Source organism: Paenibacillus foliorum (genome assembly GCF_013141765.1).
In the GTDB taxonomy this organism is placed as follows: domain Bacteria; phylum Bacillota; class Bacilli; order Paenibacillales; family NBRC-103111; genus Paenibacillus_S; species Paenibacillus_S foliorum.
This window is the reverse complement of the sequence record NZ_WHOD01000070.1, coordinates 202428-227228: the sequence shown is the minus strand read 5'-3', so window position 1 is coordinate 227228 and position 24801 is coordinate 202428. Positions and strand designations below refer to the sequence as shown.

At 46.5% G+C, this 24801-nt stretch carries 21 protein-coding genes; 12 read left to right on the top strand and 9 right to left on the bottom strand.

Translation table 11 applies throughout. The annotated features are described in order from the left end of the window. Nucleotides 1-31: 31 nt before the first annotated feature. The 4 genes from GC093_RS19645 (at nucleotide 32) to GC093_RS19630 (ending at nucleotide 3438) form a co-directional block, all read left to right on the top strand. Nucleotides 32-955: an RluA family pseudouridine synthase gene (locus tag GC093_RS19645; RefSeq protein WP_246314840.1), complete on the top strand. Its 924-nt coding sequence runs from the start codon at nucleotides 32-34 to the stop codon at nucleotides 953-955. Between the two features lie 13 nt (nucleotides 956-968). Further along, complete coding sequence (locus GC093_RS19640; RefSeq protein WP_171653578.1) at nucleotides 969-2123, top strand: aminotransferase A; 1155 nt, start codon at nucleotides 969-971, stop codon at nucleotides 2121-2123. A gap of 140 nt (nucleotides 2124-2263) precedes the next feature. After that, nucleotides 2264-3280: a nucleotide-binding protein gene (locus tag GC093_RS19635; RefSeq protein ID WP_171653577.1), complete on the top strand. Its 1017-nt coding sequence runs from the start codon at nucleotides 2264-2266 to the stop codon at nucleotides 3278-3280. Beyond that, the gene (locus GC093_RS19630; protein WP_171653576.1) at nucleotides 3277-3438 is read left to right on the top strand and encodes a hypothetical protein; all 162 of its coding nucleotides are present in this window, start codon (nucleotides 3277-3279) and stop codon (nucleotides 3436-3438) included. Before GC093_RS19635 ends, GC093_RS19630 begins: the two co-directional genes overlap by 4 nt. 84 nt (nucleotides 3439-3522) lie before the next feature. Here GC093_RS19630 and GC093_RS19625 read toward each other — a convergent pair whose 3' ends face one another. The 3 genes from GC093_RS19625 to dapD all read right to left on the bottom strand — a co-directional run bounded on the left by GC093_RS19625 (nucleotide 3523) and on the right by dapD (nucleotide 6559). Further along, a complete protein-coding gene (locus GC093_RS19625; RefSeq protein ID WP_171653575.1) occupies nucleotides 3523-4230 on the bottom strand; it encodes a class I SAM-dependent methyltransferase in 708 nt (235 codons plus the stop codon). Between the two features lie 358 nt (nucleotides 4231-4588). Next, complete coding sequence (locus GC093_RS19620; protein WP_171653574.1) at nucleotides 4589-5761, bottom strand: N-acetyldiaminopimelate deacetylase; 1173 nt, start codon at nucleotides 5759-5761, stop codon at nucleotides 4589-4591. Between the two features lie 87 nt (nucleotides 5762-5848). Beyond that, nucleotides 5849-6559: a 2,3,4,5-tetrahydropyridine-2,6-dicarboxylate N-acetyltransferase gene (dapD, locus tag GC093_RS19615; protein ID WP_171653573.1), complete on the bottom strand. Its 711-nt coding sequence runs from the start codon at nucleotides 6557-6559 to the stop codon at nucleotides 5849-5851. A gap of 487 nt (nucleotides 6560-7046) precedes the next feature. Between dapD and pyrR the strand changes: the two genes are divergently transcribed. From pyrR to helD, 8 genes are all read left to right on the top strand, one after another. Beyond that, nucleotides 7047-7610, top strand: a complete 564-nt coding sequence (gene pyrR, locus GC093_RS19610; protein WP_312886578.1) for a bifunctional pyr operon transcriptional regulator/uracil phosphoribosyltransferase PyrR — start codon at nucleotides 7047-7049, stop codon at nucleotides 7608-7610. After that, entirely contained in the window at nucleotides 7607-8512 is a 906-nt protein-coding gene (locus GC093_RS19605; protein ID WP_171653571.1) for an aspartate carbamoyltransferase catalytic subunit, read from the top strand. Before pyrR ends, GC093_RS19605 begins: the two co-directional genes overlap by 4 nt. 35 nt (nucleotides 8513-8547) lie before the next feature. Then, complete coding sequence (gene pyrC, locus GC093_RS19600; RefSeq protein ID WP_171653570.1) at nucleotides 8548-9837, top strand: dihydroorotase; 1290 nt, start codon at nucleotides 8548-8550, stop codon at nucleotides 9835-9837. A gap of 136 nt (nucleotides 9838-9973) precedes the next feature. Next, nucleotides 9974-11161, top strand: a complete 1188-nt coding sequence (locus GC093_RS19595) for a carbamoyl phosphate synthase small subunit (protein ID WP_171653569.1) — start codon at nucleotides 9974-9976, stop codon at nucleotides 11159-11161. Further along, complete coding sequence (carB, locus tag GC093_RS19590; protein WP_171653568.1) at nucleotides 11148-14363, top strand: carbamoyl-phosphate synthase large subunit; 3216 nt, start codon at nucleotides 11148-11150, stop codon at nucleotides 14361-14363. The genes GC093_RS19595 and carB overlap by 14 nt, the downstream gene beginning before the upstream one ends. A gap of 187 nt (nucleotides 14364-14550) precedes the next feature. Continuing rightward, complete coding sequence (pyrF, locus tag GC093_RS19585; RefSeq protein ID WP_216624704.1) at nucleotides 14551-15291, top strand: orotidine-5'-phosphate decarboxylase; 741 nt, start codon at nucleotides 14551-14553, stop codon at nucleotides 15289-15291. A gap of 48 nt (nucleotides 15292-15339) precedes the next feature. Continuing rightward, nucleotides 15340-15996 carry an orotate phosphoribosyltransferase gene (gene pyrE, locus GC093_RS19580; protein WP_171653567.1) on the top strand — a complete coding sequence of 219 codons (657 nt, stop codon included), beginning with the start codon at nucleotides 15340-15342 and terminating at the stop codon, nucleotides 15994-15996. A 300-nt stretch (nucleotides 15997-16296) separates the two neighbouring features. Beyond that, nucleotides 16297-18672, top strand: coding sequence for an RNA polymerase recycling motor HelD (gene helD, locus GC093_RS19575; protein ID WP_171653566.1), 2376 nt, complete (start codon nucleotides 16297-16299; stop codon nucleotides 18670-18672). A 104-nt stretch (nucleotides 18673-18776) separates the two neighbouring features. On the opposite strand, the gene mtnB is transcribed toward helD, so the two are convergent. Genes mtnB through proB form a run of 6 tightly spaced genes read right to left on the bottom strand, consistent with a single transcriptional unit; the run spans nucleotide 18777 to nucleotide 24781 of the window. Continuing rightward, nucleotides 18777-19418 (bottom strand): methylthioribulose 1-phosphate dehydratase, encoded by a 642-nt coding sequence (mtnB, locus tag GC093_RS19570; protein ID WP_171653565.1) that lies wholly within the window; start codon nucleotides 19416-19418, stop codon nucleotides 18777-18779. Then, nucleotides 19411-20076, bottom strand: coding sequence for a 2-hydroxy-3-keto-5-methylthiopentenyl-1-phosphate phosphatase (locus GC093_RS19565; RefSeq protein ID WP_171653564.1), 666 nt, complete (start codon nucleotides 20074-20076; stop codon nucleotides 19411-19413). Before GC093_RS19565 ends, mtnB begins: the two co-directional genes overlap by 8 nt. Then, on the bottom strand, nucleotides 20073-21365 hold the full coding sequence (locus tag GC093_RS19560; protein ID WP_171653563.1) for a 2,3-diketo-5-methylthiopentyl-1-phosphate enolase: 1293 nt from the start codon (nucleotides 21363-21365) through the stop codon (nucleotides 20073-20075). The genes GC093_RS19565 and GC093_RS19560 overlap by 4 nt, the downstream gene beginning before the upstream one ends. Nucleotides 21366-21423: 58 nt before the next feature. After that, nucleotides 21424-22287 carry a pyrroline-5-carboxylate reductase gene (gene proC / locus GC093_RS19555; protein ID WP_171653562.1) on the bottom strand — a complete coding sequence of 288 codons (864 nt, stop codon included), beginning with the start codon at nucleotides 22285-22287 and terminating at the stop codon, nucleotides 21424-21426. Nucleotides 22288-22336: 49 nt separating this feature from the next. Beyond that, nucleotides 22337-23617, bottom strand: a complete 1281-nt coding sequence (locus tag GC093_RS19550; RefSeq protein ID WP_171653561.1) for a glutamate-5-semialdehyde dehydrogenase — start codon at nucleotides 23615-23617, stop codon at nucleotides 22337-22339. Nucleotides 23618-23650: 33 nt separating this feature from the next. After that, nucleotides 23651-24781, bottom strand: coding sequence for a glutamate 5-kinase (gene proB, locus GC093_RS19545; protein WP_171653560.1), 1131 nt, complete (start codon nucleotides 24779-24781; stop codon nucleotides 23651-23653). Nucleotides 24782-24801: the final 20 nt, after the last annotated feature.

Here is a 24801-nt window from a genome sequence, read left to right as displayed (position 1 = left end):
GGCAGTATCAGAACAAGAAGGTTTAGACAATATGGACAATTTAAAAGAATGGATTGCTGAAACGGAAGATAGTGGCGAGCGGATTGATAAATTCATTACAGAATCATTGGATGAGGATATATCTCGTACACAGGTTCAGCAATGGATTAAAGAAGGTCAAATAACGGTGAACGGGGCTTCTGTAAAGGCTAACTATAAGTTGATCGAGGGAGATCGATTAGCTTTGACAATTCCTGAACCAGAGGAGTTGAATTTGACTCCAGAAGCTATACCGTTGGAGGTTGTATATGAGGATTCGGATTTAATTGTTGTCAATAAACCCCGCGGCCTTGTCGTACATCCGGCGCCAGGACATTATAGCGGTACTTTGGTTAATGCGCTGCTGCATCACTGTAAGGATTTATCAGGAATCAATGGCGTTATGAGGCCGGGTATAGTGCATCGTATCGATAAAGATACTTCAGGACTGCTAATGGCTGCGAAAAATGATCTGGCCCACACATCATTGGCTGAGCAGCTAAAATTGCATACGGTGAACCGTAAATATATCGCTGTGGTACACGGAAATGTAGCGCATGAACATGGAACTATCGATGCGCCGATTGGAAGGGATCCGCACGATCGTAAGCTATATACGGTAACAGAGCGCAATAGCAAACACGCTGTGACTCATTTTGTTGTGTTGGAGCGATATGGCGATTACACATTGATGGAGCTGAAGCTCGAAACGGGGCGAACACATCAAATACGCGTCCATATGAAATTTATCGGTCACCCGCTTGCCGGTGATCCGGCATATGGTCCTTCACGCAGCAAGAGCATGACGATAGAAGGACAGGCGCTTCACGCTGCTGTGCTCGGCTTCAAGCATCCGCGGACAGGAGAACAGCTGCAATTCGAAGCGCCGCTGCCGGAAGACATGCTGCATTTGACTCATGTCCTAAAAAATCGATAAGGATGATGCGGAGATGGAACATTTAGTTAACCCTAGAGTAAAGGATATTCAAATCTCGGGTATCCGTAAAATTTCCAACTTGGTTAGTACCTATAAGGATGCGTTGACTTTAACTATTGGTCAACCGGATTTCCCAACACCCGATCATATTATGAAAGCAGCTCACGCTGCAATTGATGCCCATAAGACAACCTATACACCGAACCCGGGAATGCTGGAGCTGCGTCAAGCCGCTTCGGCTTTCGTAAAAGGTAAATATGGATTGGATTATCGACCGGAATCTGAAGTTATTGTTACCTCAGGTGCCAGTCAAGCTCTCGATATTACGCTGCGTACTATTCTGGAGGAAGGGTCCGAGGTTATATTACCAGGTCCTATCTATCCAGGATACGAGCCCTTAGTTCGTTTATGCGGCGGAGTACCGGTCTATGCTGATACGCGTAAGAATGGATTTAAGCTTACAGCAGAGCTGCTCGATCCCTATATTACGGAGAAGACGCGCTGTATTATTTTGTGCTATCCCTCCAATCCTACGGGCCGGGTGTTGAGTAAGGAAGAATTAGCTGATATCGCCAGATTGTTGAAAGATAAATCGATTTTCGTCATATCCGATGAGATTTACAGTGAGCTGATATATGGTCAACCTCATATTTCATTGGCATCATACCCAGGTATGCGCGAGAAGACAATTGTCATTAACGGGTTATCGAAGTCTCATTCTATGACCGGGTGGCGGATCGGCTTTACATTTGCTCCTGAAGAGATCACACAGCATATGGTTAAAGTGCATCAATACAATGTGACTTGTGCCAGCTCGATAAGCCAATATGCAGCGCTTGAAGCATTAACTAACGGTGTGGATGATGCACTGCCAATGAAGGAAGCGTATGTACAACGCAGAGATTTCGTATATAATCGGCTGCTCGAAATGGGCTTTGAACTGGAGAAGCCGGAAGGCGCCTTTTACTTGTTCCCATCGATTGAGAAGTTTAAGCTATCATCTATGGATTTTACAATGAAGCTGCTGGAGGAACAGCGTGTGGCAGTTGTACCAGGGGATGCATTTTCGATATACGGAGAAGGCTACATACGAATCTCCTACGCGTATGGAATGGATATATTGGAAAAGGCTACTGAGCGTATGGAAGCATTCGTTCGTAAGCTGTAACTCTTATAATCAATGATATTATTAACAGCTTAAAAGCTCCTTACCTTATAAATGGGTAAAAGGAGCTTTTTTTCTCGTAAAAGGCATCCATTTTTAGTATAGTAAAAGGAAATGATTACCTAGGAGAGGAGCTGTGAGCTGTGAGGAAACCGCGGGTTTTCATTGGATCTGCAAGAGAATCGATCCCTCTTGTTACAGCCCTTCATCAACAATTAAGCTATTATACAGAGGTTACTCCATGGTCAGCCGGAGTGTTCAAAGCAAATAAATACCCAATGGAAGATCTAGAGGAACAACTAGCGCATAATGATTTTGCGGTATTTGTGTTCTCTGCCGATGATATCGTTTACATGCGCGAACAAATCTATCTATCTCCACGGGATAACACGATTTTTGAAATGGGAATGTTTTGGGGTAAATTAAAGAGAACACGAGTCTTTTTCTTGGTTCCTAATCTAATTCCTTTGCATAAGAATGGTATAGACATCAATGAATTTCATATTCCTTCTGATCTGTTTGGGCTAACACTTTTGAAATATGAGATTCGTTCTGATAAAAATTATTCAGCAGCCGTTAATGTCGCATGTGCTGAAATTATTAGGAACATTGAGGAGCAAGGCTTGTTTAGTGACCCTGTGATACAGCTTGAAGCAGCTAGAACTGAGATCGATAGAAAGCAGCAAATCCTGCACTTTTTTATAGAATTTATTGATATTCAAAAATTAAATGAAGTAAATAAATTTGAAAAGCTATATGAAGCGTTTCGAAATGCGTATGACCCTACGGCTTTAAGGGGTTTTAAAGTAAGAGGTGTATCCGTGTGGAATGTAGAGGGGACTGATGGTCTTCGACAGGTTGCCGGCAATGTGGGGAAGGGTAGATTTTATAACATAGGAGCTAATGATGCCAAACAAGCAGGGGAGCAAAGGATAGGGGTTCTGGATGCCTATTTAAACAGTAAAGTACAGTTTTTTCTGTATAGGCAGCATGTTGCTTATGAGTACTTACTGTGTTATCCTGTAGACAAGAAACTTGTATTGACGGTTCATCTCACAGGTCCTACAGCCGTAACTGAGGAGGATCTCAATAGAGTGTATGGGGATAACGAAGATTTAATGGGAACAGTTAATTATCTTTTTGGAGGGGATTCTGTATGAGCAAACTATATCCGGATAAGAATAAATCGGGTGGCCGTGTTCCTGCTGTGAAGTCCCAAATGGTAGTAGCTCCGTCGGTTGTTGGGGGAGCAGATAAAGAATATACAATAGTGTTCGAAAAGAAAGCAACTTATAAAAAACCATCTTTTGCGAGATAGGCTGACATAGAGCGGATTGACAACAACCACTGGGCACAGTGGTTGTTGTTTTTTTTGTACCTCATACTAGTCGCCGGAGATCTCTCACCGCTTTTGGAAAAGTGCTGCCCACAAGAATGATTCACCGAATAGGGGATTCGGCTGTTCCTTACGGACCATGGGGCGCAGCTCCACAACCTCGAAATCATGGAACAGCATACGCAGCTTCTGTTCGGTATATCCTAACCCACCTTTTAAGCTGCGCAAACGGTACACATCCCAATCCGTAATCTGAGCTCCATGTTCCCCATATACAAAGCAAGTCAAGCCGAAATAGCCTCCAGGCTTAAGTGATTGCCGGATCATATCCTTATATGAAATTCTGCGGTGAGGGGCGATATGATGTAGACAGCCGCTATCGTAGATGAGGTCATAGCTGTTGGGAGTAAAGGTTAGATCGAATATATTGGCGCATTGAAATTGTACTTCTACTTCTAGGCTTGCGGCTCTTTCTTTAGCCCAATTTAAAGCTTCCTGCGATAAATCAACAGCATCGACTTCACACCCCTTTTGAGCCATATAGATGGCATTGCGGCCTGGGCCACAGCCAAGCTCTAATACGCGGCCTGCAAACAGAGTGCCATTGTCAAAATGCTGCACCAGGTTCTCGTCAGGAGCGTTTACGAAAAAGGGAATGCCTTTCTCCCTGTCCGAATAAAATTCATTCCACCAAGGTGCCGCTTCGCGCAGCAAGGAATCAAGCATTTTATTTACGTCGTCGGGTGTAAAAATAGATTCGGATGGTTTGATCATTTAGCCCTCTCCCTTTTCGCATATCTATGGAAGAACAAGTTATTCCTCATGAATACATATTCAAGAAAAAGGTGGAATTTCCTATGAATTAGGGTGATAGAAGTTTCAGATCGGTGTTAGCTATGGAGGAGGATTAAAGGTTCGGATTCGGTTTGGAAATGTGCTGCGGAGGCGCAGGAATGGGGTGGATTGGAAGGAATGGTAGAAGGGAAGGGGGATAACTGCGGTTACCCCTTTGCCTTCTCTGATAAGCTGTGCAGGCTGTATAAATAAGTCGAGATGAAAATACAGCCTATAACAATTTTTAATAGCTGCTGAAAAGTTATCTGGGAGTCTGCCCATGACTTAATTGTCTTGATTATTTATCATTTGGATCCGACTTCCAAGATATATACTGGCTGATTAGATCAATTGCCAGATCGATGGCATGCTCATTAGGTTCGATTTTAGCGTGATGGAGACCATAAGGCGTATCGACACCGAGCCAGAACATGAACCCTGGAATGTCTGCGAGAAAGTAACCGAAATCTTCACCGGTCATTGCCTCGGTGCATTCGATTAGCTTCATGTCACTTGATTCCTTAACCCAATCCATAAACTCACGAGTGGTTTCAGCATGATTGTATACTTGACGGTAATTAGCCCCATAATCAATATCCACCTTGCAGTTAAAGGAAGTCTCAATCCCTGCAGTCAATGATTCGATCCGTGATTTAATAAGCGTCATAGTATCTGCTGAAAGGGTACGGATAGTTCCTTCCAGTCTTGCTTTCTCGGCGATGATGTTTTGCTTTGTGCCGCCTTCGATTTTACCTATAGTAATCACCGCGGAATCGAGCGGATTGATATTGCGGGAAATAATGGTTTGCAGCTGCGATACCAGTTGGCAGGCAGTAATAACCATGTCATTGGCCAAATGGGGGAATGCAGCATGTCCTCCTTTGCCGGTAAGATCAATAAACAGCTCGGAAGTGTTTGCAAACAGTATCCCTGGCTTTGTTGCAATCGTACCGACCGGGTACTCCGGAGCAATATGGAGCGCTATGATCTGATCGGGCATCCAATCCCGCAGCTCCTCGGATTCAAGCATGGGCTGAGCTCCGCCGGGACCTTCTTCCGCTGGTTGAAATATAAATGTAATATCGTCATTAATTGATTGCTTCACGAAATGGGTAAGTACGCCAAGTCCGATCGACATATGAACATCATGTCCGCAGGCATGCATAAAGCCGGGATGGGTTGAGCGGAATTCATAGCTGGTGTCCTCAGTAATTGGCAGTCCGTCCATATCAGCGCGATAACCGAAACGACGCTTAGGTGAGGTACCTTTTACATTTACAAGAATACCCGTTCTCCAAGTTCGAACTTCGATTCTTTCTTGAGGCAGCGTCTGAATATAGTCTAATAGAAATTGCTGGGTCTTGAATTCGGCAAAGCCTGGCTCGGGAATTTGGTGCAGCTCTCTGCGAATGGCAGCAAAAGGGCTGATAGCTTCTGGACTGCTGCCGGTTTGGCCTGTAGATGGGGTCATTGGGAATTGCTCCTCTCACTCGCAATATTAGAAGCTTACAAAAAAGGCCCGGCGACGTTCGCCGAGCCGTGCTTGTAATCGGACACCTTACAGTGTACGCAGGTCCATCATAATTTCTGTTTTGGACTTGGTTTTGGCATCTACGTTTTTGATAACGCGTGCCGGTGCTCCTGCAACAACTGTATACTCGGGAACATCTTGAGTAACAACTGCGCCAGCGGCCACAACGGAGCCTTTACCAACACGAACGCCTTCAAGAATAACTGCATTGGCTCCAACAAGAACATCATCTTCGATAACAACGGGTTGAGCGGAAGGAGGCTCGATAACGCCTGCAACAACGGAACCGGCACCGATATGACACATATTCCCGATTTGAGCACGTCCGCCAACTACTACGTTCATATCGATCATAGTGCCTGAACCGATGGAAGCTCCGATATTGATGGATGCACCCATCATGATGATGGCATTGTCGCCGATGAACACTTTATCACGAATGATAGAACCTGGCTCGATGCGAGCGTTGATGTTTTTCAGATCAAGTGTAGGGATAGCTGAATTACGGCGGTCATTCTCTACTACATAATCTTCAACGCGGCTTTGGTTTTCATCTAATACGCGCTTCACTTCTGTCCATTCGCCGAACAAAACGCCGCTTTTACCGGAAATAAAGGATTGAATGGAAGAACCAAAATCAATTGCTTCTAAATCGCCTTTCACATATACTTTCACCGGTGTTTTCTTGGTGCTAGTTTTAATAAAATTAATAATTTCTTGCGTATTCATTTCTGACATGCAAAATCCAACTCCTTATGTAAATTACCGCGTACGGATAAGCCCGGACACTGGCGAAACATTCTTTATTCTTTATAGCATAAAAGCTACCTTCTAGCAATGTTCGAACTGACAGACATCGACAAGACATCAACAATCCTATTGACATCAGTTGTCGAACATGGGATAATATTTGTAATCGAATAGCACCTTTAAGAACAGTCCAGAGAGGCTGGCAAGGTGAACGAATGTTAGAAGCGGATTTTTCGGGGAATCGAGTCTTAATATGGCTCAATTTATCCGTATCCGGATCTCTCGTTATGTCCGCAAACCTTGCCTAATGGCAAGGTTTTTTTTATGCCTTTAGGATTATGAATAGTAAATTCTTTTGGATATCAGGGGTCCCCGAAAGTAATCAGGAATAAGCCTGCGAAGGCTTGGTTTCACTCTTGGGGAATGTGCAGATGTCTAACCTAATAAGCAGGGGGCGATGATCTTGGCTCAGGAAGTGGAACAGCACGAGCATGTGCTAATGGATGCTACGGGAGTACGACGTGCATTAACTCGAATAGCCCATGAAATCTTGGAGAAGAACAAAGGCTTTGAAAACTGCCTGCTAATCGGTGTCCGTACTCGAGGAATATACCTTGCCAACCGGATTGCTGAGCTGATTTTGGATATTGAGAATGTTCCTGCACCCGTAAGAGAAATTGACGTTACTCATTACCGTGACGATAGATCAGGCAGGCCGGAAAAGAAATTCAAATTGCAGGAAGAGTCGGTTGACTCGCCCATGGACATCCATAATAAGAAGCTTATTTTATTCGATGATGTGCTATACACGGGCCGAACAGTACGGGCGGCAATGGATGCTCTGATGGACCTGGGCAGGCCACAAATCATACAACTAGCTGTATTGGTGGATAGAGGTCACAGGGAGCTGCCGATCCGTCCGGATTATGTAGGCAAAAACATCCCGACCTCCCGCATGGAGTCGATCGAGGTTCAGCTTAATGAAGTGGATGGAATCGATCAAGTCGTGATTACTCAACAGAGGAGGCAAAACGGATGACACAACTTGTCGCATCAGAGAAGCATTTGTTAGGCACCAAAGGGATGACTGCACAAGAAATTACGTCGATACTTGATCGTGCCGCTTATTGGGAACAATATCCCGTAAAGCTGTCGAATCACTTACAAGGCCGGTTTGTGGCTAATATGTTTTTTGAAAACAGCACGAGAACGAGGTTTTCATTTGAAGTTGCCGAAAAGCGTCTTGGCGCAGAAGTATTAAATTTTGCAGCCGCGGTGTCTAGCGTTCAGAAAGGTGAGTCGATCTATGACACAGTGAAGACGCTGGAGTCAATGGGGATCGATGCTGGTGTCATCCGGATGAAGCCTAACGGATTGTTGGCCGAGCTGGCTCAGAAGATTAAAGTGCCGCTTATTAATGCGGGCGATGGAAACAATGAGCATCCAACCCAGGCGCTGCTTGATTTATACACGATGAGAAAGCAGTTCGGCGACCTCCGCGGCTTGAATGTGTCGATCATTGGTGATGTGCGACACAGCCGCGTGGCACGCTCGAACTTGTGGGCACTGCAAGCAGTAGGCGCCAAAGTCAGCTTCTGCGCGCCGGAAAGCATGCAGGCACCAGAGCTGGCAGCTCATGCTCCTTACATCAAGATGGATGAGGCCGTGAAGGCTGATGTTGTAATGATGCTTCGCGTACAGCTGGAGCGTCACGAGGAAAGTGTGTTCAAGTCCACGGAGGAATACCGCGAGGCATACGGCTTGACCGTAAAACGTGAAGCGACAATGGCTTCTCATGCTATCATCATGCACCCAGCACCGATTAACCGTGATGTAGAAATCGATGATGTACTGGTTGAATGCGGACGATCCAAGATTTTTGAGCAAATGAGTCATGGTGTGCCGATTCGTATGGCAGTTATCGAGCGGGCCCTAAACTAAATAAACCTAATACATATCATTGCAGGGAGGCTATTATGGGAATTTGGATTTTAAATGCACAAACAGTTGCAACAGGCAATGAGTTGACGAAGAAACATATTTTGCTGGAAGGCAATACTATAGAACAAATGATAGAGGCTGCTGGCGCACTTCCTGAGACAGCTGGACACACGGTCATTGACGCGGCAGGAAAGCTTGTAACGCCGGGGCTGATCGATATGCATGTGCATTTACGTGAGCCGGGCTTCGAACACAAGGAAACGATTGCGAGCGGCACACGCTCAGCTGCACGCGGCGGCTTCACAACCATCGCCTGCATGCCGAATACACGTCCGGTTATTGATACAGTAGAAACCGTGAAGTATGTGTTGGACAAGGCTGAAACCGAAGGCATAGTGCGCGTGCTGCCCTACGGCTGCATAACCAAAAATGAGCTGGGTCGTGAGTTAACGGACTTTGACGCTTTGAAGCAAGCAGGAGCTATCGGCTTTACTGATGACGGCGTTGGCGTGCAAAGCGCGCAAATGATGAAGGATGCGATGGCCAAAGCAGCGTCCATCGGGCTGCCGATTATCGCGCACTGCGAAGATAATACGCTGGTTGAAGGCGCTTGGGCGAGTGAGGGCGAATTTTCCCGCAAGCATGGCTTGAAGGCCATTCCGAATGAATCAGAAGCGATTCATGTAGGTCGTGATGTGCTGCTAGCTGAAGCTACAGGCGTTCACTACCACGTGTGCCACGTTAGCACGGAGCAGTCGGTTCGCTTAATCCGTCACGCGAAGCAGTTCGGAATTAAAGTTACAGCAGAGGTGTGCCCGCATCACTTGCTGCTGTCGGATGAAGATATCCCAGGGCTGGACGACGCTAATTGGAAGATGAACCCGCCGCTTCGTACTCCTAAGGATGTACAAGCATGTATCGAGGCTTTGCTGGACGGCACCATCGACATCCTAGTAACAGACCATGCACCTCACAGCGAAGAAGAGAAAGCCAAGGGCGTTAATCTTGCACCGTTTGGTATCGTAGGATTCGAAACGGCATTCCCGCTTTTGTATACGAAGTTTGTAGCAACTGGACAATGGACACTGCAGTTCTTGGTAGATAAAATGACTACATTGCCAGCACAAGTGTTCGGCTTGCCACTGGGTACGCTGGAAGTTGGCAAGGAAGCAGACATCACAATCATTGATTTGGATACAGAAAAAGCTGTTGACCCTGCTGAATTCGCTTCAAAAGGTCGCAATACACCGTTTATTGGTTGGAATCTAAAAGGCTGGCCGACTCATACGATTGTGGGCGGTAAAGTGGTTTGGTCAGAAGCTTAATCAAACAGTTAGAGTCAAGCAGCATAATCCTAGCTAAATATATATAAGTTCATCCAATATTTTTCACATAGATAGCTTTATGCAGATTTTGGTACTAGATTATTAAGTTCTTCACACTGATAAGGAGTTGAATGGCATGCAGGCAAGATTATTGTTGGAGGACGGTACATTATTTACCGGAAAAGCTTTCGGAAGTGAAGGCGACTCGGTTGGCGAGGTCGTATTTAATACAGGGATTACAGGTTACCAAGAGGTATTATCAGACCCGTCCTACTGCGGACAAATTGTAACAATGACTTATCCCCTTATTGGGAACTATGGAATTGCTCGTGATGATTTTGAAGCGATCCGTCCATTTATTCACGGTTTTGTAGTACGTCAGCACGAAACTGTTCCAAGCAACTGGAGAGCGGAGTATTCCCTCGATAGTTTGCTTAAGGAATACGGTATTATCGGTATCAGCGATATTGACACGCGAATGCTGACTCGTCGTATTCGACACCATGGTGTTATGAAAGGTCTGTTGACAACTTCTAATATGAGAGTCGAAGAATTGCTGGAGCAGCTGACCGGCAGTACACTGATGACGGATCAAGTATCCAGAGTTTCCACCAAAAGCGTATTTAGCGCCCCTGGTACTAAAGAGCGTGTTGTCCTGGTTGATTTCGGTTCCAAAAGCGGAATTCTGCGTGATCTAACTAAGCGTGGCTGCGATGTTGTAGTAGTGCCTCATGATACTACGGCTGATCAAATCCGTCGCTTGGCGCCAGACGGCATTCTGCTGTCCAATGGCCCTGGGGATCCTAAGGATGTTCCACAAGCAGTGAAAATGATTTCTGATTTGTTGGGCGAATTCCCAATCTTCGGTATCTGCCTTGGACATCAGCTGTTTGCACTTGCATGCGGAGCGGATACAGATAAGCTGAAATTCGGTCACCGTGGCGGTAACCATCCGGTTAAAGATCTGCAGAGCAACCGTTGCTACATTACATCACAAAACCATGGCTACACAGTAAAAGATGACTCGATAGCAGGTACGGAGCTAGAAGTTACACACATCAACAACAATGACAGCACTATCGAAGGATTGAAACATAAGAAGCACCCTGCTTTCTCGGTACAATATCATCCTGAAGCAGCTCCGGGGCCTTTTGACTCCAGCTACTTGTTCGATGATTTTATCTCGATGATTCGCAATCATAAGCTAAATAACCCGCAGCTGCCTAAACAGGCTCAAATTTCTGCAGCTTCCAAGCTTGCAGCTCTTACAGCCGGCTCTGTCACCCCTGCATCGAAAGGAGAGCTACATTATGCCAAAAAATAATAGTCTCAAAAAAATATTGGTTATCGGTTCCGGTCCCATTGTTATCGGGCAAGCGGCCGAGTTTGACTACGCAGGAACACAAGCCTGCCAAGCTCTAAAAGAAGAGGGCATGGAGGTTGTACTGATCAACAGCAATCCAGCCACGATCATGACCGACACGAATATGGCTGACAAAGTATATATCGAGCCAATTACACTTGAATTTGTTACTCAAATTATTCGTCAAGAGCGTCCTGATGGCTTGCTGCCAACTTTGGGCGGCCAAACCGGCTTGAATATGGCTGTTGAGCTTGCCCGCGCAGGCGTGCTTGAACGGGAAAATGTGAAGCTTCTTGGAACTCAGCTTACAGCAATTGAAAAAGCGGAGGATCGCGATTTATTCCGCGATTTGATGAGAGAGCTGGAACAGCCTGTACCGGATAGTGTTATCGTAACAACGGTACAAGCTGCTCTTGATTTTGCTAACGAGATTGGCTATCCGATCATCGTTCGTCCAGCTTATACGCTGGGAGGAACTGGAGGCGGTATTTGCGCTAATGAAGAAGAGCTGCTGGAGACGGTAGCTTCCGGTATCCGCTACAGCCCAATAGGACAGTGCTTGATTGAAAAAAGCATTGCCGGTATGAAAGAAGTCGAATACGAGGTTATGCGTGATGCGAACGACAACTGTATCGTTGTTTGCAACATGGAAAACTTTGACCCGGTTGGCGTACATACGGGCGATAGCATAGTTGTGGCACCTAGCCAGACGCTATCTGACCGTGAGTATCAAATGCTTCGTTCTGCATCTTTAAAAATTATTCGTGCCTTGAACATCGAAGGCGGCTGTAACGTTCAGTTCGCTCTAGATCCATTCAGCTTTCAATATTATGTTATTGAGGTAAATCCTCGCGTAAGCCGTTCTTCAGCTTTGGCTTCCAAAGCAACTGGTTATCCAATTGCGAAGATGGCTGCAAAAATTGCAATAGGCTACACGCTTGATGAAATTGTTAACCCGGTTACGGGTCAAACCTATGCTTGCTTCGAGCCGACGTTGGATTACATCGTGTCGAAAATTCCACGCTGGCCGTTCGATAAATTTACAGCGGCTAATCGTAAGCTTGGAACGCAAATGAAAGCAACAGGCGAGGTTATGGCGATTGGCCGTACCTTCGAGGAATCGATTCATAAAGCAATTCGTTCACTTGAGATCGGTGTTCACCGCTTATTCTTGAAGGAAACCGATTTGTTGGATAAAGAAACGCTTGAGTCGCGTCTGATTAAGCCAGATGATGAACGGATGTTCCTGATCGCGGAAGCATTCCGCCGCGGGTACACGCTGCAGCAAATCCAAGATTTGACCAAAATTGACTGGTGGTTCCTAAGTAAGCTAGAAGGCATGATCCAGTTTGAGGAGCAGTTGATTCAACCTGAATTAACTGATGAATTGCTGCGCGAAGCGAAGCGTAAAGGCTTTACAGACCGCGCTATTGCTGAGGTTCGCAGTGCTGCAAACAGTGGCTTAAGCTTTACTCAGGAAGCTGAGATTCGTAAGCATCGTCTAAGCATTGGATTAAAACCTGTATACAAAATGGTTGATACTTGTGCAGCTGAGTTTGAAGCAACCACACCTTATTATTACTCAACCTACGAAACCGAAGATGAAGTTAAAGAAACAACGAAACAGAAGGTTGTCGTTCTAGGCTCGGGCCCGATCCGTATCGGACAAGGTATCGAATTTGATTACTCGACTGTACATGCGGTTTGGGCGATCCAAGCAGCGGGATACGAGGCTGTTATTATCAATAACAACCCAGAAACCGTGTCGACAGACTTTAACACTTCGGACCGCTTGTACTTCGAGCCGCTCTTCTTCGAAGATGTAATGAACGTTATCGAGCGCGAGCAGCCAATCGGCGTAATCGTTCAATTTGGCGGACAAACAGCCATTAACTTGGCAGCGCCTCTTTCTAAAGCAGGAGTACGCATCTTAGGTACCGATCTCGAGAATATCGATGCAGCTGAGGACCGCAAAAAGTTCGAAGCGTTACTGCGCGGATTAGATGTTGCACAACCTCCAGGCGGAACCGTAACCTCAGTCGATCAAGCAGCTGGCATGGCCGCTAACTTCGGTTACCCAGTGCTCGTTCGTCCTTCCTATGTACTGGGCGGCCGTGCGATGGAAATCGTCTACTCCGATGAAGAGCTATTGAGCTACATGGAATATGCGGTTAAAATCAATCCGGAGCATCCGGTACTGATCGACCGTTATATGCTGGGTAAAGAAGTAGAAGTTGATGCAATCTGCGATAAAGAAACGGTTCTGATTCCTGGAATTATGGAGCATGTTGAAAGAGCGGGCGTTCACTCCGGTGACTCTATCGCTGTATATCCTCCACAATCGGTTTCTGAGGAAATCAAACAACAAATTATCGATATTACAGTGAAAATTGCTAGAGGCCTGCAGATTATAGGTCTGGTCAATATCCAGTTCGTTATTTATCAAGATCAAGCTTATGTAATTGAGGTTAACCCGCGTTCTTCAAGAACGGTGCCTTTCTTAAGTAAAGTAACAAAAATTCCGATGGCAAATGCGGCTACTCGTGTTATTTTGGGCGAAAAGCTGGCTGATATGGGCTATGAAACGGGATTATGGCCAGAAGATGAGTTTGTTTCTGTAAAAGTACCTGTATTCTCCTTCGCCAAGCTGCGCCGCGTAGATACAACTCTCGGACCTGAGATGAAATCAACAGGTGAAGTTATGGGTCGCGATGAGAACTTTGCTAAAGCCTTATACAAAGGTTTAATCGGCTCGGGGATGAAAATTCCACCGACAGGCTCGATTATTGCCACAGTTGCTGATAAAGACAAAGAGGAAGCTATCGAGATTTTAACGGGCTTCTACAAACTTGGCTACAAAATCGTTGCTACTGGCGGGACTGCGAAAGCTTTGGAAGAATCAGGCATTCGTGTAACAACAGTTAATAAGCTGAGCGAAGGCTCACCGAACATTCTTGACTTGATCCGTAATGGGGAAGCGCACTTTGTTGTGAACACGCTGACCAAAGGTAAAGCCCCTGAACGTGACGGCTTCAGAATCCGTCGTGAAGCGGTAGAAAACGGGATTGTGTGCATGACATCCCTGGATACAGTAAGAGCTCTCTGGCATATGCTTGAAGCGATTAACTTCCAATCCAGACCGATGCCTGCGCAGCATATATAAGTGACGACCAACCTCGCTGTGCTTGAGGTAATGGTTGCGCGCAAATAGCCATTATAGATTAGCACAGCAGCCCTGGAACAACGGAGGGACGCTGTGCTAATCCTCTGATTGGGTGGATTGTTCGTCCTGCTGGGGAACATCCTTGCGAAGTAGTTTTCTACGAAAACTTTTAGGAGGCGACAGTTAAATGACAGTTCAGACGAATGTGGCAGAACGAATTATGGTGGCATTGGATTTCGCAGAAGCGGGAGAAGCGCGTAAGCTGGTAGAATCCTTAAAAGGTATTCCATGCTACATGAAGGTGGGAATGCAGCTCTTCTACAGCGCTGGGCCCCAATTCGTGCTCGATCTGAAGGAGCAAGGTTACAAGGTGTTCCTTGACCTGAAGATGCATGACATCCCTAACACCGTTAAAGGCGGATCAGAGAGCGTAACAAGGCTAGGAGTGGATATGTTTAATATCCATGCTGCTGGCGGAAAAGGAATGATGGAGGCTGCTTTGGAAGGTGTCGACAAAGCACTCGCAGGAGGCGGAATTGCAAATGGTGGCGTTAAGCCGATTGTTATCGGCGTAACGCAGCTGACCAGCACGAGTCGGACCGTGATGAATGACGAAATCGGTCTTGCAGGAACGGTAGAGGATGCTGTAATCCGCTACGCAAAGCTTGCTTTAGCCTCTGGTTTGAACGGTGTTGTCGCTTCGCCATTGGAAGTAACACAGATTAAAGCTGCTTGCGGTTCCGGCTTCGTAACAGTAACGCCTGGCATCAGACCTGCAGGATCGGCTATCGGAGATCAGTCTCGTGTAATGACTCCTGCTGAGGCTTTCGCACAAGGTACGGATTATGTGGTCATTGGACGTCCGATTACGGCGGCTGACAATCCGCGTACGGCTCTAGAGCAAATCATCGAATCGATTCAACAGTAGTAAACAAGGATTGCCCCAGCCCTTATTTTATCAAAGGAGAGATGTTCTATGAGTTCCCAAACTATTACGATCAATCCCCAGCTTTCTGAGAGAGTTGCTGCAGCCTTGCTGCAAATACAAGCGGTAGCGTTGCGTCCGCAGCAGCCTTTCACTTGGACCTCAGGCTTAAAGTCACCCATCTATTGCGACAATCGCTTAACAATCTCCTATCCCGAAATTCGCGAGTTGATAGCCGAGGGCTTCGTGTCATTGATCCGTGAGAATTTTCCCGACGCAGAGGTCATTGCAGGAGCGGCGACAGGTGGTATTCCTCATGCGGCTTGGGTAGCTCAAAAGCTGAATCTACCTATGGTGTATGTTCGTGATAAGGCCAAGGGCCACGGTAAAGAGAATTTGATCGAAGGCGCAATTCAGCCTGGGCAAAAGACTGTCGTAATCGAGGATCTGATTTCTACTGGCGGCAGCTCACTGAAAGTGGCTCAGGCTGTCAATGACGTCGGTGCGAAGACTCTATCGGTGCTCGGGATTTTCTCCTACCAGTTCGAGAAGGCCACTGCTGCGTTTAACGAAGCTGGAGTCCCTTTCGAAACGCTTACCAACTACAGCGTGCTTCTGGATGTAGCTTTGAAGCAAGGTAGCATTCAACAGCAGGATCTGCAGGCGCTGCAAGCTTGGAGTGTTAACCCAAGCGAATATGGAAAATAAGCATAAATGGATGACAATACGCTAATATAAATAGATAAAGCCTTAGTCTTGTAAGTATACAGACTAAGGCTTTTTTGTATAGTGATGGTTAGAGGGTAGCGGCAGTAGAAAACAAAAATAACTTCCTTATTGATTTCGGAAGTTTGGGATGTTAGAATGATAAATGGCAGTCGAAAACTGAATGTGAACAAGACATTTTTAACCTATAATAACAATAACACAATGTGTGCTGGTTGTCAAATGAGTTTCTACTTTGTAAAGGTATCGATTCACATCCCATTTTGAAAGAGAGGCGATTGTATGAACGTGCTCGAACATGAATGGCGTTTAGAACAAGAGCGTGTGGACGAGGTTACTAATCAAATGGCCGGGCGTATGGATAAATTGGAGCAAGAAGTAGGAAATGTCAGAACTGAAGTTGTAAATATTCGCAAGCATTTCTGGGATGATGTCAGCATCAACGTCAGCACACACGAGGATAAGGCAGAGACGTATTCAAGCATGAGGCAGCAGGCGGAGGTATTATCGGAGCGCGAACGCAGTTACCGGCAAGCTGCAGCGGTGCTTGGAAAGCTTAAACGCTTGATCAAGTCTCCCTATTTTGGACGGATTGATTTTAAAGAAGAGGGTCAAGGGCCGGAAGAACGTATTTATTTGGGAATAGCCTCCTATTTGTCTGAGGATGAACAAACGTATCTGGTTTATGATTGGCGTGCTCCTATATCAAGCCTTTATTACGATTATGGTCCAGGGGCAGCCGCATTTGAAACACCCGTTGGTGAGATCAAAGGGACAATGTCGTTAAAAAGACAATTTGTGATTCGTGATCGGAGCATCCGTCTCATGTTCGATACAGGTGTGACTATTGGCGACGAGCTGCTGCAGCAGGTACTTAGCCGTAGTTCAGACGCTCAGATGAAAAGCATTGTCGCCACAATTCAGAAGGAGCAAAATCAAATTATTCGCAATGACCGAAGCCGAATGCTAATTGTTCAGGGGGCAGCAGGCAGCGGGAAAACATCTGCTGCGCTGCAGCGGGTTGCTTACTTACTGTATAAACACAGGGAAAATCTGCAAGCGGATCAGATGGTGCTTTTTTCACCTAATCCGATGTTCAATAGTTATGTATCTACGGTGCTTCCTGAGCTTGGAGAAGAGAACATGCAGCAAACAACATTTCAGGAATATTTAGAGAAGAGGCTCGGCGGTCAATTTGAGGTGGAAAGTCCGTTTAACCAAATGGAATATGTATTGACAGCAGTAAAGGAACGCAGTTATTCAGCGAAAATAAATGCCATTCGGTATAAGTCTTCTGCTGATTATTTAGCAGTTATAGGGGGTTACAAGGATTTACTGAAGCAGGAAGGTATGATCTTCAAGGCTATAAGATTCCGCGGCCGTGTAATTGCAGCTCAGGATATTATCGCAGAAAAGTTTTACTCATACGATTCTGCTACCCGTCTGCCTAATCGGATTGTTTTGCTCAAGGAATGGCTGTTAAATGAGATTGCAGCTTTTGAGGAACAGGAATGGAAGGAGGGCTGGGTCGAAGATAGGATGGAATTGCTCGAACCCGAGGATTATCTTCGTTCTTATAAGAAGCTGCGCCAAATTCAGAAGGGGAAGGGGGATACTTTCGATGACTTCGATACAGAAAAGGAATGGTTAGCCAGATCAATTGTCCATGAAGAGTTGAAGCCGCTAATCAAGCGGGTGAAACGCCTCAGCTTCGTTGATATACGCAAGCTTTATGTACAGCTTTTCTCAAATGAACAGCTGTTTGAACAAGTTGCCGGGATAGGAGCTAAACCCGAGTATTGGCAGGATATTTGCCGTGAGACGGTGGCACTGCTAGAGAAATCGGAACTTGCGTACGAGGATGCAACGCCGTTTTTATACTTCCAGGAGCTGATATTAGGCTTCCAAAGCAATACCTCGGTAAGGCATGTCATTGTAGATGAAGCTCAAGATTATTCACCATTCCAGCTAGAGTTTTTAAAGCGCCTGTTTCCGCGAGCCAGAATGACAGCATTGGGTGACCTGAACCAGGCGATTTATGCTCATGGCTCAGTGTTAAGTGATTTTGAACCGATCACGGCCTTATATGGTGCAGAACAAACTGAGCTCATCCGATTAACACGAAGCTACCGCTCTACACAGCAAATTGTAGAGTTTACGAAGGGGATGGTTCCGGGAGGAGAAGCGATAGAGCCCTTTAACAGAAGTGGAGAGAAGCCTTTGGTAACATCAGTGCTTGATCACGCCCAGCTTCATGCAAGGATCACAGCAGACATCAAAGCACTTCAGATAAGCGGCTTCGAATCGATTGCAGTCATTTGTAAAACAGCTGCCCAAAGCAAAGAATTATTTGGTGAGTTAAGTGATAAATTCGAGCTGAATTTGGTAACCCAATATACCCCAACTTTCGAGAAAGGGACGTTGATTATTCCTGCTTATTTGGCAAAAGGAGTGGAATTTGACGCCGTTATTATTTATGACGCTTCTGAGGAGCAATATAACCGTGAAAGTGAGCGTAAGCTCTTCTACACCGCCTGCACACGTGCGATGCATCTACTTCATGTTTATGCTGTGGGGGAGTTAAGTCCGTTTGTCCTTGCTCAAAATCCACTAACCTATGAGTTTGCGCCGCTTCCAATTGATAGTTCATCAAGATAAATACCGGAACTTTTTTGAGATTGAAAAAGTGCTCATAGAAAAACAGAGAGATAAAGGAACTGACTGTTCCGTTAATTCTCTGTTTTTTTGGGTATTCGGTGGCATTATTTCTTCAACAGCTCAAGCCGGTACACATATTCGAACAAAAATTCAAAGGCTTCCAGATGGCGCTTCGCTTCGAATGCATTAGCACCCCAAGCGTAGATTCCATGCTTGCGAAGCATGATGCCAGGAACGCGAGGTACAATCGCTTTCTCCACCAATTCGGCGATACGGGGGATATCTGTATAGTTAGGGAGGATAGGGATTTCAAGCTGTGCTTCCTCATCCCAAATATTGAATGCTTTGATCAGCTCAACGCCATCAACCGGAATCGATTTACGTTCCCAGAACAGCTCAGATACCAGGTTATTAAAAACAGTATGCACATGGAAAATCGCACCGCAGCCTGTAGCACGGTAAATTTCACAATGAATTAATGTCTCGGCGGATGGCTTCAAACCGGTATGATCTGTAGGCTTCCCTTGCCCATCAACTAACAAGAAGTCGGATGGAGTATTAACTGACTTATCCTTGCCACTTGCTGTTATAGCAAACGTAAACTGCTCCGGCGAGAAATCGCCCACGCGAATCGATAGATTACCGCTCGTAGCAGGAAACCAGCCTCTTGCTGCAAGTGTTGTTTTGATGTCCCTTAGTTCGGCAAAAGCCTGCTGCTTTTCCTCTAATCGAAGGATTTCACTCATGCTCGTTCATCTCCTCTAACCGTTCAATTACTTCGTGAAAATTATCAAAGGGATAATAGTTCAACCCTAAATCTTTGCACAGATCAATCAAGTGGGAACGGGCGAATACGGTATCAGCTAGCTTTGCTCCTTCAAAATCAGTTACGCTGTCACCGATCAAAATCCGTTCATACCTATCACTCGGGTAGCCGCGGATGATAGTTGTTTTGCACATGCCGCATTGATTGTGACACTGATCATCGCAAGCATGTGGCCATACAATCTCAATATGGCTGCCGCTAAAATCGCTTCCGTTGCAATAAATGTTCTCTGTTGGAATTGGAAAAGCAGAAAGAACCGGGTAAACAAAGAAATCAATCCCGCCACTAGTTACTAGAAACGTGATGTTTTGTTGCTTGCAATATTCGAGCAGCTCGCTGAAGCCGTCTCGAATCTTTACGTTGTTTATAGAATAATCGATAACTTCTTGCTTGCGAGAGGTTGGAAGGAGTGCGAACATCCGGCCAACGCCTTCACGAATCGAAATGGTTTTGGAAATCACCTGCTCAACAAGCTCATCCCAGCCTTCAGGTTGAAAATGTTTCATGATAGCAACAATGTTATCGTTAACGGTTATGGTTCCGTCAAAATCACAATAGATGACCCGGCTGCGCTTCATTCCTTAATACCCCACAGCTTAACAGCGGCTTGAAGCTCGGGATGCTCTGCAGTGGCATAGTCCTGAAGAGGTATTCCTGCTTGGCAAGCATCAATGGCTTGGCGGAAAGCTTGTCCTCCGGCAATGGCCCCCATTGGATGGCCATGTACTCCGCCTCCGGCATTCACGATTACTTGATCTCCAAAATCCTTGAGGATTAATGGAACAAGTCCAGGATGAATACCTGCCGAGGGGACGGGGAAGCTTGTTTTTAAAGGCAATGCTGCATTGTCTTCTCTGCTCGCAGGACCGCCTGATCCGGTATAAATATAACGGCTAGCTTGCTCGGTAAGCAGCACTTCTTTGATGGCCATGTTCTCCTCACGCGGCATCACAACCGATCCGTATGGAGAAGGGAATAGCACAAGGTCGGCACCAGCTAGGCGCATTAGCTTGCCAAGCAATACATTTGCGGAAATGCCGTGATATGTAGATGGGTAAAAGGCTCCTGCGAGGGCAGGGTGAGCCATTATTGGCACTTTGATGTCCGGGTGGCGGCTAAGCTCACTTAATGCATCGAAGCCGTAGGCCAGCACATTAAATAGCAGTGCGTTAGCGCCGTGAGCAATCGCTTTGCGTGCTTGATCGATTAGGCCGAAGGTGGATCCCGTCAAGTTTACAGCATATAGAAGCTCTTGACCGGTTTCACGCTTAGCCTGAGCGGCAGCCTCTAGGCAGGCTTCAACCCGCTTTTCGATAGGGGTTAGTGGGTTTTCAAAAAGAATCTCGTCATCCTTGATCAAATCTACGCCGCCTGCAGCCTGCAGGTAGAATTGCTCGCGCAGCGCAGAAATATCATGTCCGATGACCGATTTGAAAATACTCATTAGCAGCGGACGGTCATGGACGCCCAATAGATTACGGACGCCTTGGATGCCGAATTTCGGTCCAGGGAATGCAGAAATGAAATCTTGAGAAAAGGATAGGTCGATTAGTTTGATCCTGCCATCCATAGACAGCTTGCCGAAAACGGTAACTAGAAGAGCAGGAATATCTTTGCTGAAATTAGCGTCAGGGTAGGCAATTTGAATATCGGCGTAACGTTCAGAGACGGTTCCACCTGCACCTACTGGCTCGTGTACATCTACGCGTACTACTTTACCAAGATGTCTTTCCATCTCTGCTTTTTTCGCTTCAGGCATATCCGTCCAGCTTCCTACCGTTAGTCCTACGGCGATGCTGATTGCTTTTTTTGCAAAATCGGCTTTTTCATCATAGCAGCGATAAGTCGCTACACAGTATGGATTCATCTCTATGCTCACCTGCTCTTTATATATAGTTTGAACACTTTCACTCACCAGCTGCTAATTAGCGGTTTGCAGCTTGCGCGCTGATGGCTTGACCAAGCTCTCCCGCACGTTCTGCAGAGCGTAGGACGGCTTTGGTTACGCCTGTTGAGAAATCATGGCGATCGAGCATCTCCAGGGCTGCCTGAGTAGTACCGTTCGGAGAGGTTACCTTGCGGCGTAAATCCGCTGGATCCTCACCGGTCAGCTCCACCATCTTGGCTGCGCCGAGCACGGTTTGCACCGTAAGCTGCTTGGCTGCTTCCGGTGTTAATCCGCCACGGATGCCACCCTCTATCATAGCCTCCATCATATAGTAGATATAGGCCGGTCCGCTGCCTGAAACACCGGTAACAATGTCAAGCTTCGCTTCATCGACTACGGAGACGATACCGGTGGAAGCGAACATGTCAATTGCCAGCTTCTGCTGGTTGGCTGTAACTGATGGGGTAAAGGAAATGCCGGTAGCACCCAAACCGATAGAACTTGAGGTGTTAGGCATGGTGCGTGCAATCGGTTGCCCTGCTGCACCGAGTATATCCTCGATTGTTGACGTAGACAGTCCGGCAATTACCGAAACAAGCAGCTGCGAGCGCTGCAATAGAGGACCCAAGGCTTTTAAACCCTCTACAGCATCCTTAGGTTTAAAAGCAACGATTACTACGTCGGCATCTATAATGGCTTGGTTCTTGTCTGATGTTTCAACCGCATAGCTGACGCCATAACTCTGCTGTAGTGCCCGCAGACGGGAAACATCCTGGCGGTTAAGCATGGTGATTCTTGAAGGGTTTCCTTCCTTCTGTGAGGTCAAGCCGCGAACGATAGCTTCGGCCATTGAACCGGCGCCGACGAAGGTAAAGGCTGCGTTGGATAAGGTTAAGGACATAACAATGTGTCTCCTTTGGAATATCAATTAGTGAGTGGGTAGGGTTCTATTATCCCCGAATTTGTCCGCTGCCTTTAATAATATATTTAGTAGAAGTTAATGCTGGCAGTCCCATAGGTCCGCGAGCGTGAAGCTTCTGGGTGCTAATACCAATCTCTGCACCGAACCCGAACTCGAAGCCATCGGTGAAACGAGTGGAGGCATTATGGTATACAGCAGCTGCATCAACCTCTTGAAGGAAACGCTCTGCATGCTCTGCGCTCTCGGTAATGATGCATTCCGAGTGCATGGTGCTGTGGAGACGGATATGCTCCAAAGCTTCGTCCAGTTCGCTGACGATTCGGATGTTGAGAATATAATCATTGTACTCGGTGTCCCAATCCTCATCGGTTACTTTTTTAATGACAGGTGCGAGTTCACGTGCAGCCGCACAGCCGCGCAGTTCAACATTAAGACTGGTAAATTGGTCTGCAATTGATGCAAGATGCTCTGCGGCAAAGCTTTGATGAATGAGCAATGTTTCCATCGAGTTGCAGACGGAAGGTCTTTGAACCTTGGCATTAATAGCAATGTTCAAAGCCATTTCGTAGTTCGCTGATGCATCCAGATAAGTATGACAAATGCCGGCGCCTGTTTCAATGACAGGTACGGTTGCATTTTTCACAACATTTTGGATTAAGGCATGACCACCGCGTGGGATTAGTACATCCAGCAGCCCATTCAGCTTTAGCATTTCGTCTACAGAGGATCGATTAGGATCCAAGATGATTTGGATCGCGTCAGTCGGCACATCCGATCGGGAGAGTGCTTCATGCAGCACTTCAATAACGCGTTGGTTAGATGAGAGGGCCGATGAACCGCCGCGCAGAACGACCGCGTTGCCGGTTTTCAAACAAAGTCCAGCAGCATCTACAGTCACGTTCGGACGCGCTTCGTAGATAATGCCAATTACACCGATTGGAACGCGCAGCTTGCGGATGTGGAGACCGTTAGGGCGGGTTACCTCCTCTAATATGTCACCAATTGGATCAGGCAACTCAACTACTTGGCGCAAGCCTTCGGCCATGGCTTCGATCCGATCTTCATTTAATGCAAGCCGGTCTAGCAGCGATTGGCTGGTTCCGATTTCTTTGCCGCGTTGTAAATCCTTGGCGTTTGCCTCTATTATTGATGACGTTTCGGCAACTAGGGCGTCAGCCATCAGAAGCAGTGCTTTATTCTTTTGATCGGTTGAAAGCAAGCTAAGGCGAGGAGCCGCAAGCTTGGCTAAAGTAGATTTTTGGACAACCTCACTGACGACAGTTTTTGATTGAGTTTGAGAAGATTCCATTGCCGATGCCTCCTTAGAAAATAGGGATAATTTTTATTCATTTATTTGCTTGCCAGCTGTGAGTGTGATCCATTCATCTCGATGAATAACTTCTATTCGCTGCACTTCAATACGCTTCTGAACTTCCTCGGAGCTGAGGCCGGCTACCGCCTGCAGCTGCCACGTGGAGTAATTGACGACACCACGACCGATGATTTGCTGATCAGAGTTAACAACCTCTACGACATCTCCTGGGTGAAAATCACCACTCACTTCTTGGATGCCTGCTGGCAGCAAGCTTCGACCGCCTACCACAAGCGCTGTCTCAGCTCCTTGATCTACGGTTATACGGCCTTGAGGCAGCGAGTGGAAGCCGAGCCATTGCTTCTTCATGGGGAGATTATGCTCGCTGGTATCGAAGTATGTACCTTTGCCCGTGCCGCGAACAGCCAGATCAAGGTCGCCGTCTTCAGCCACACGGCCTACAAATACAGGCACTCCTCCCCGCATTGCAATGCGGGCGGCCTCAATTTTGGAGCGCATACCGCCTGTGCCGACAGAGGAGCCTGAGCCTCCTGCAATGCGATACATTTCTTCATCAATCTCTGTGACACGATCTATACGCTTGGCGTTAGCATTTTTACGTGGATCCTCTGTATATAATCCATCCGTATCGGTAAGAATGACGAGCCGACATGCGCGTACCAGATTGGCAACTAAAGCAGACAGCTTATCATTATCACCGAATTTGAGCTCTTTCAATTCATCTACGGCTACGGTGTCATTTTCATTAATTATAGGTACAATACGATGCTTGAGAAGCTCCTCAATAGTCATCGAGGCATTGTGGATTCGTCTGCGATTGGAGAAATCGTAGCGAGTCAACAAAATTTGTGCAACCCCCACCTGATGGGCGGCAAAAGCAACATGATAAGCCTGCATGAGAAGCGCTTGACCCACAGATGCAGCGGCTTGTTGTTCATGAACATTTTTGGGTCGGCTCACATAACCCATTTCTCGAAACCCAGCGGCAACGGCGCCGGATGTAACAAGCAATACTTGAAAGCCTTGATGCTGAAGCTTGGAGAGCTCTGAGGCAAAAAAACCGAGCTTATCGCGGTTTAGCCCGCCCTCATCCGAGGTCAAGGAGCTGCTCCCTATTTTGACAACTACGGTTTGCTGCATGACAGGTTCACTTCTTTCTT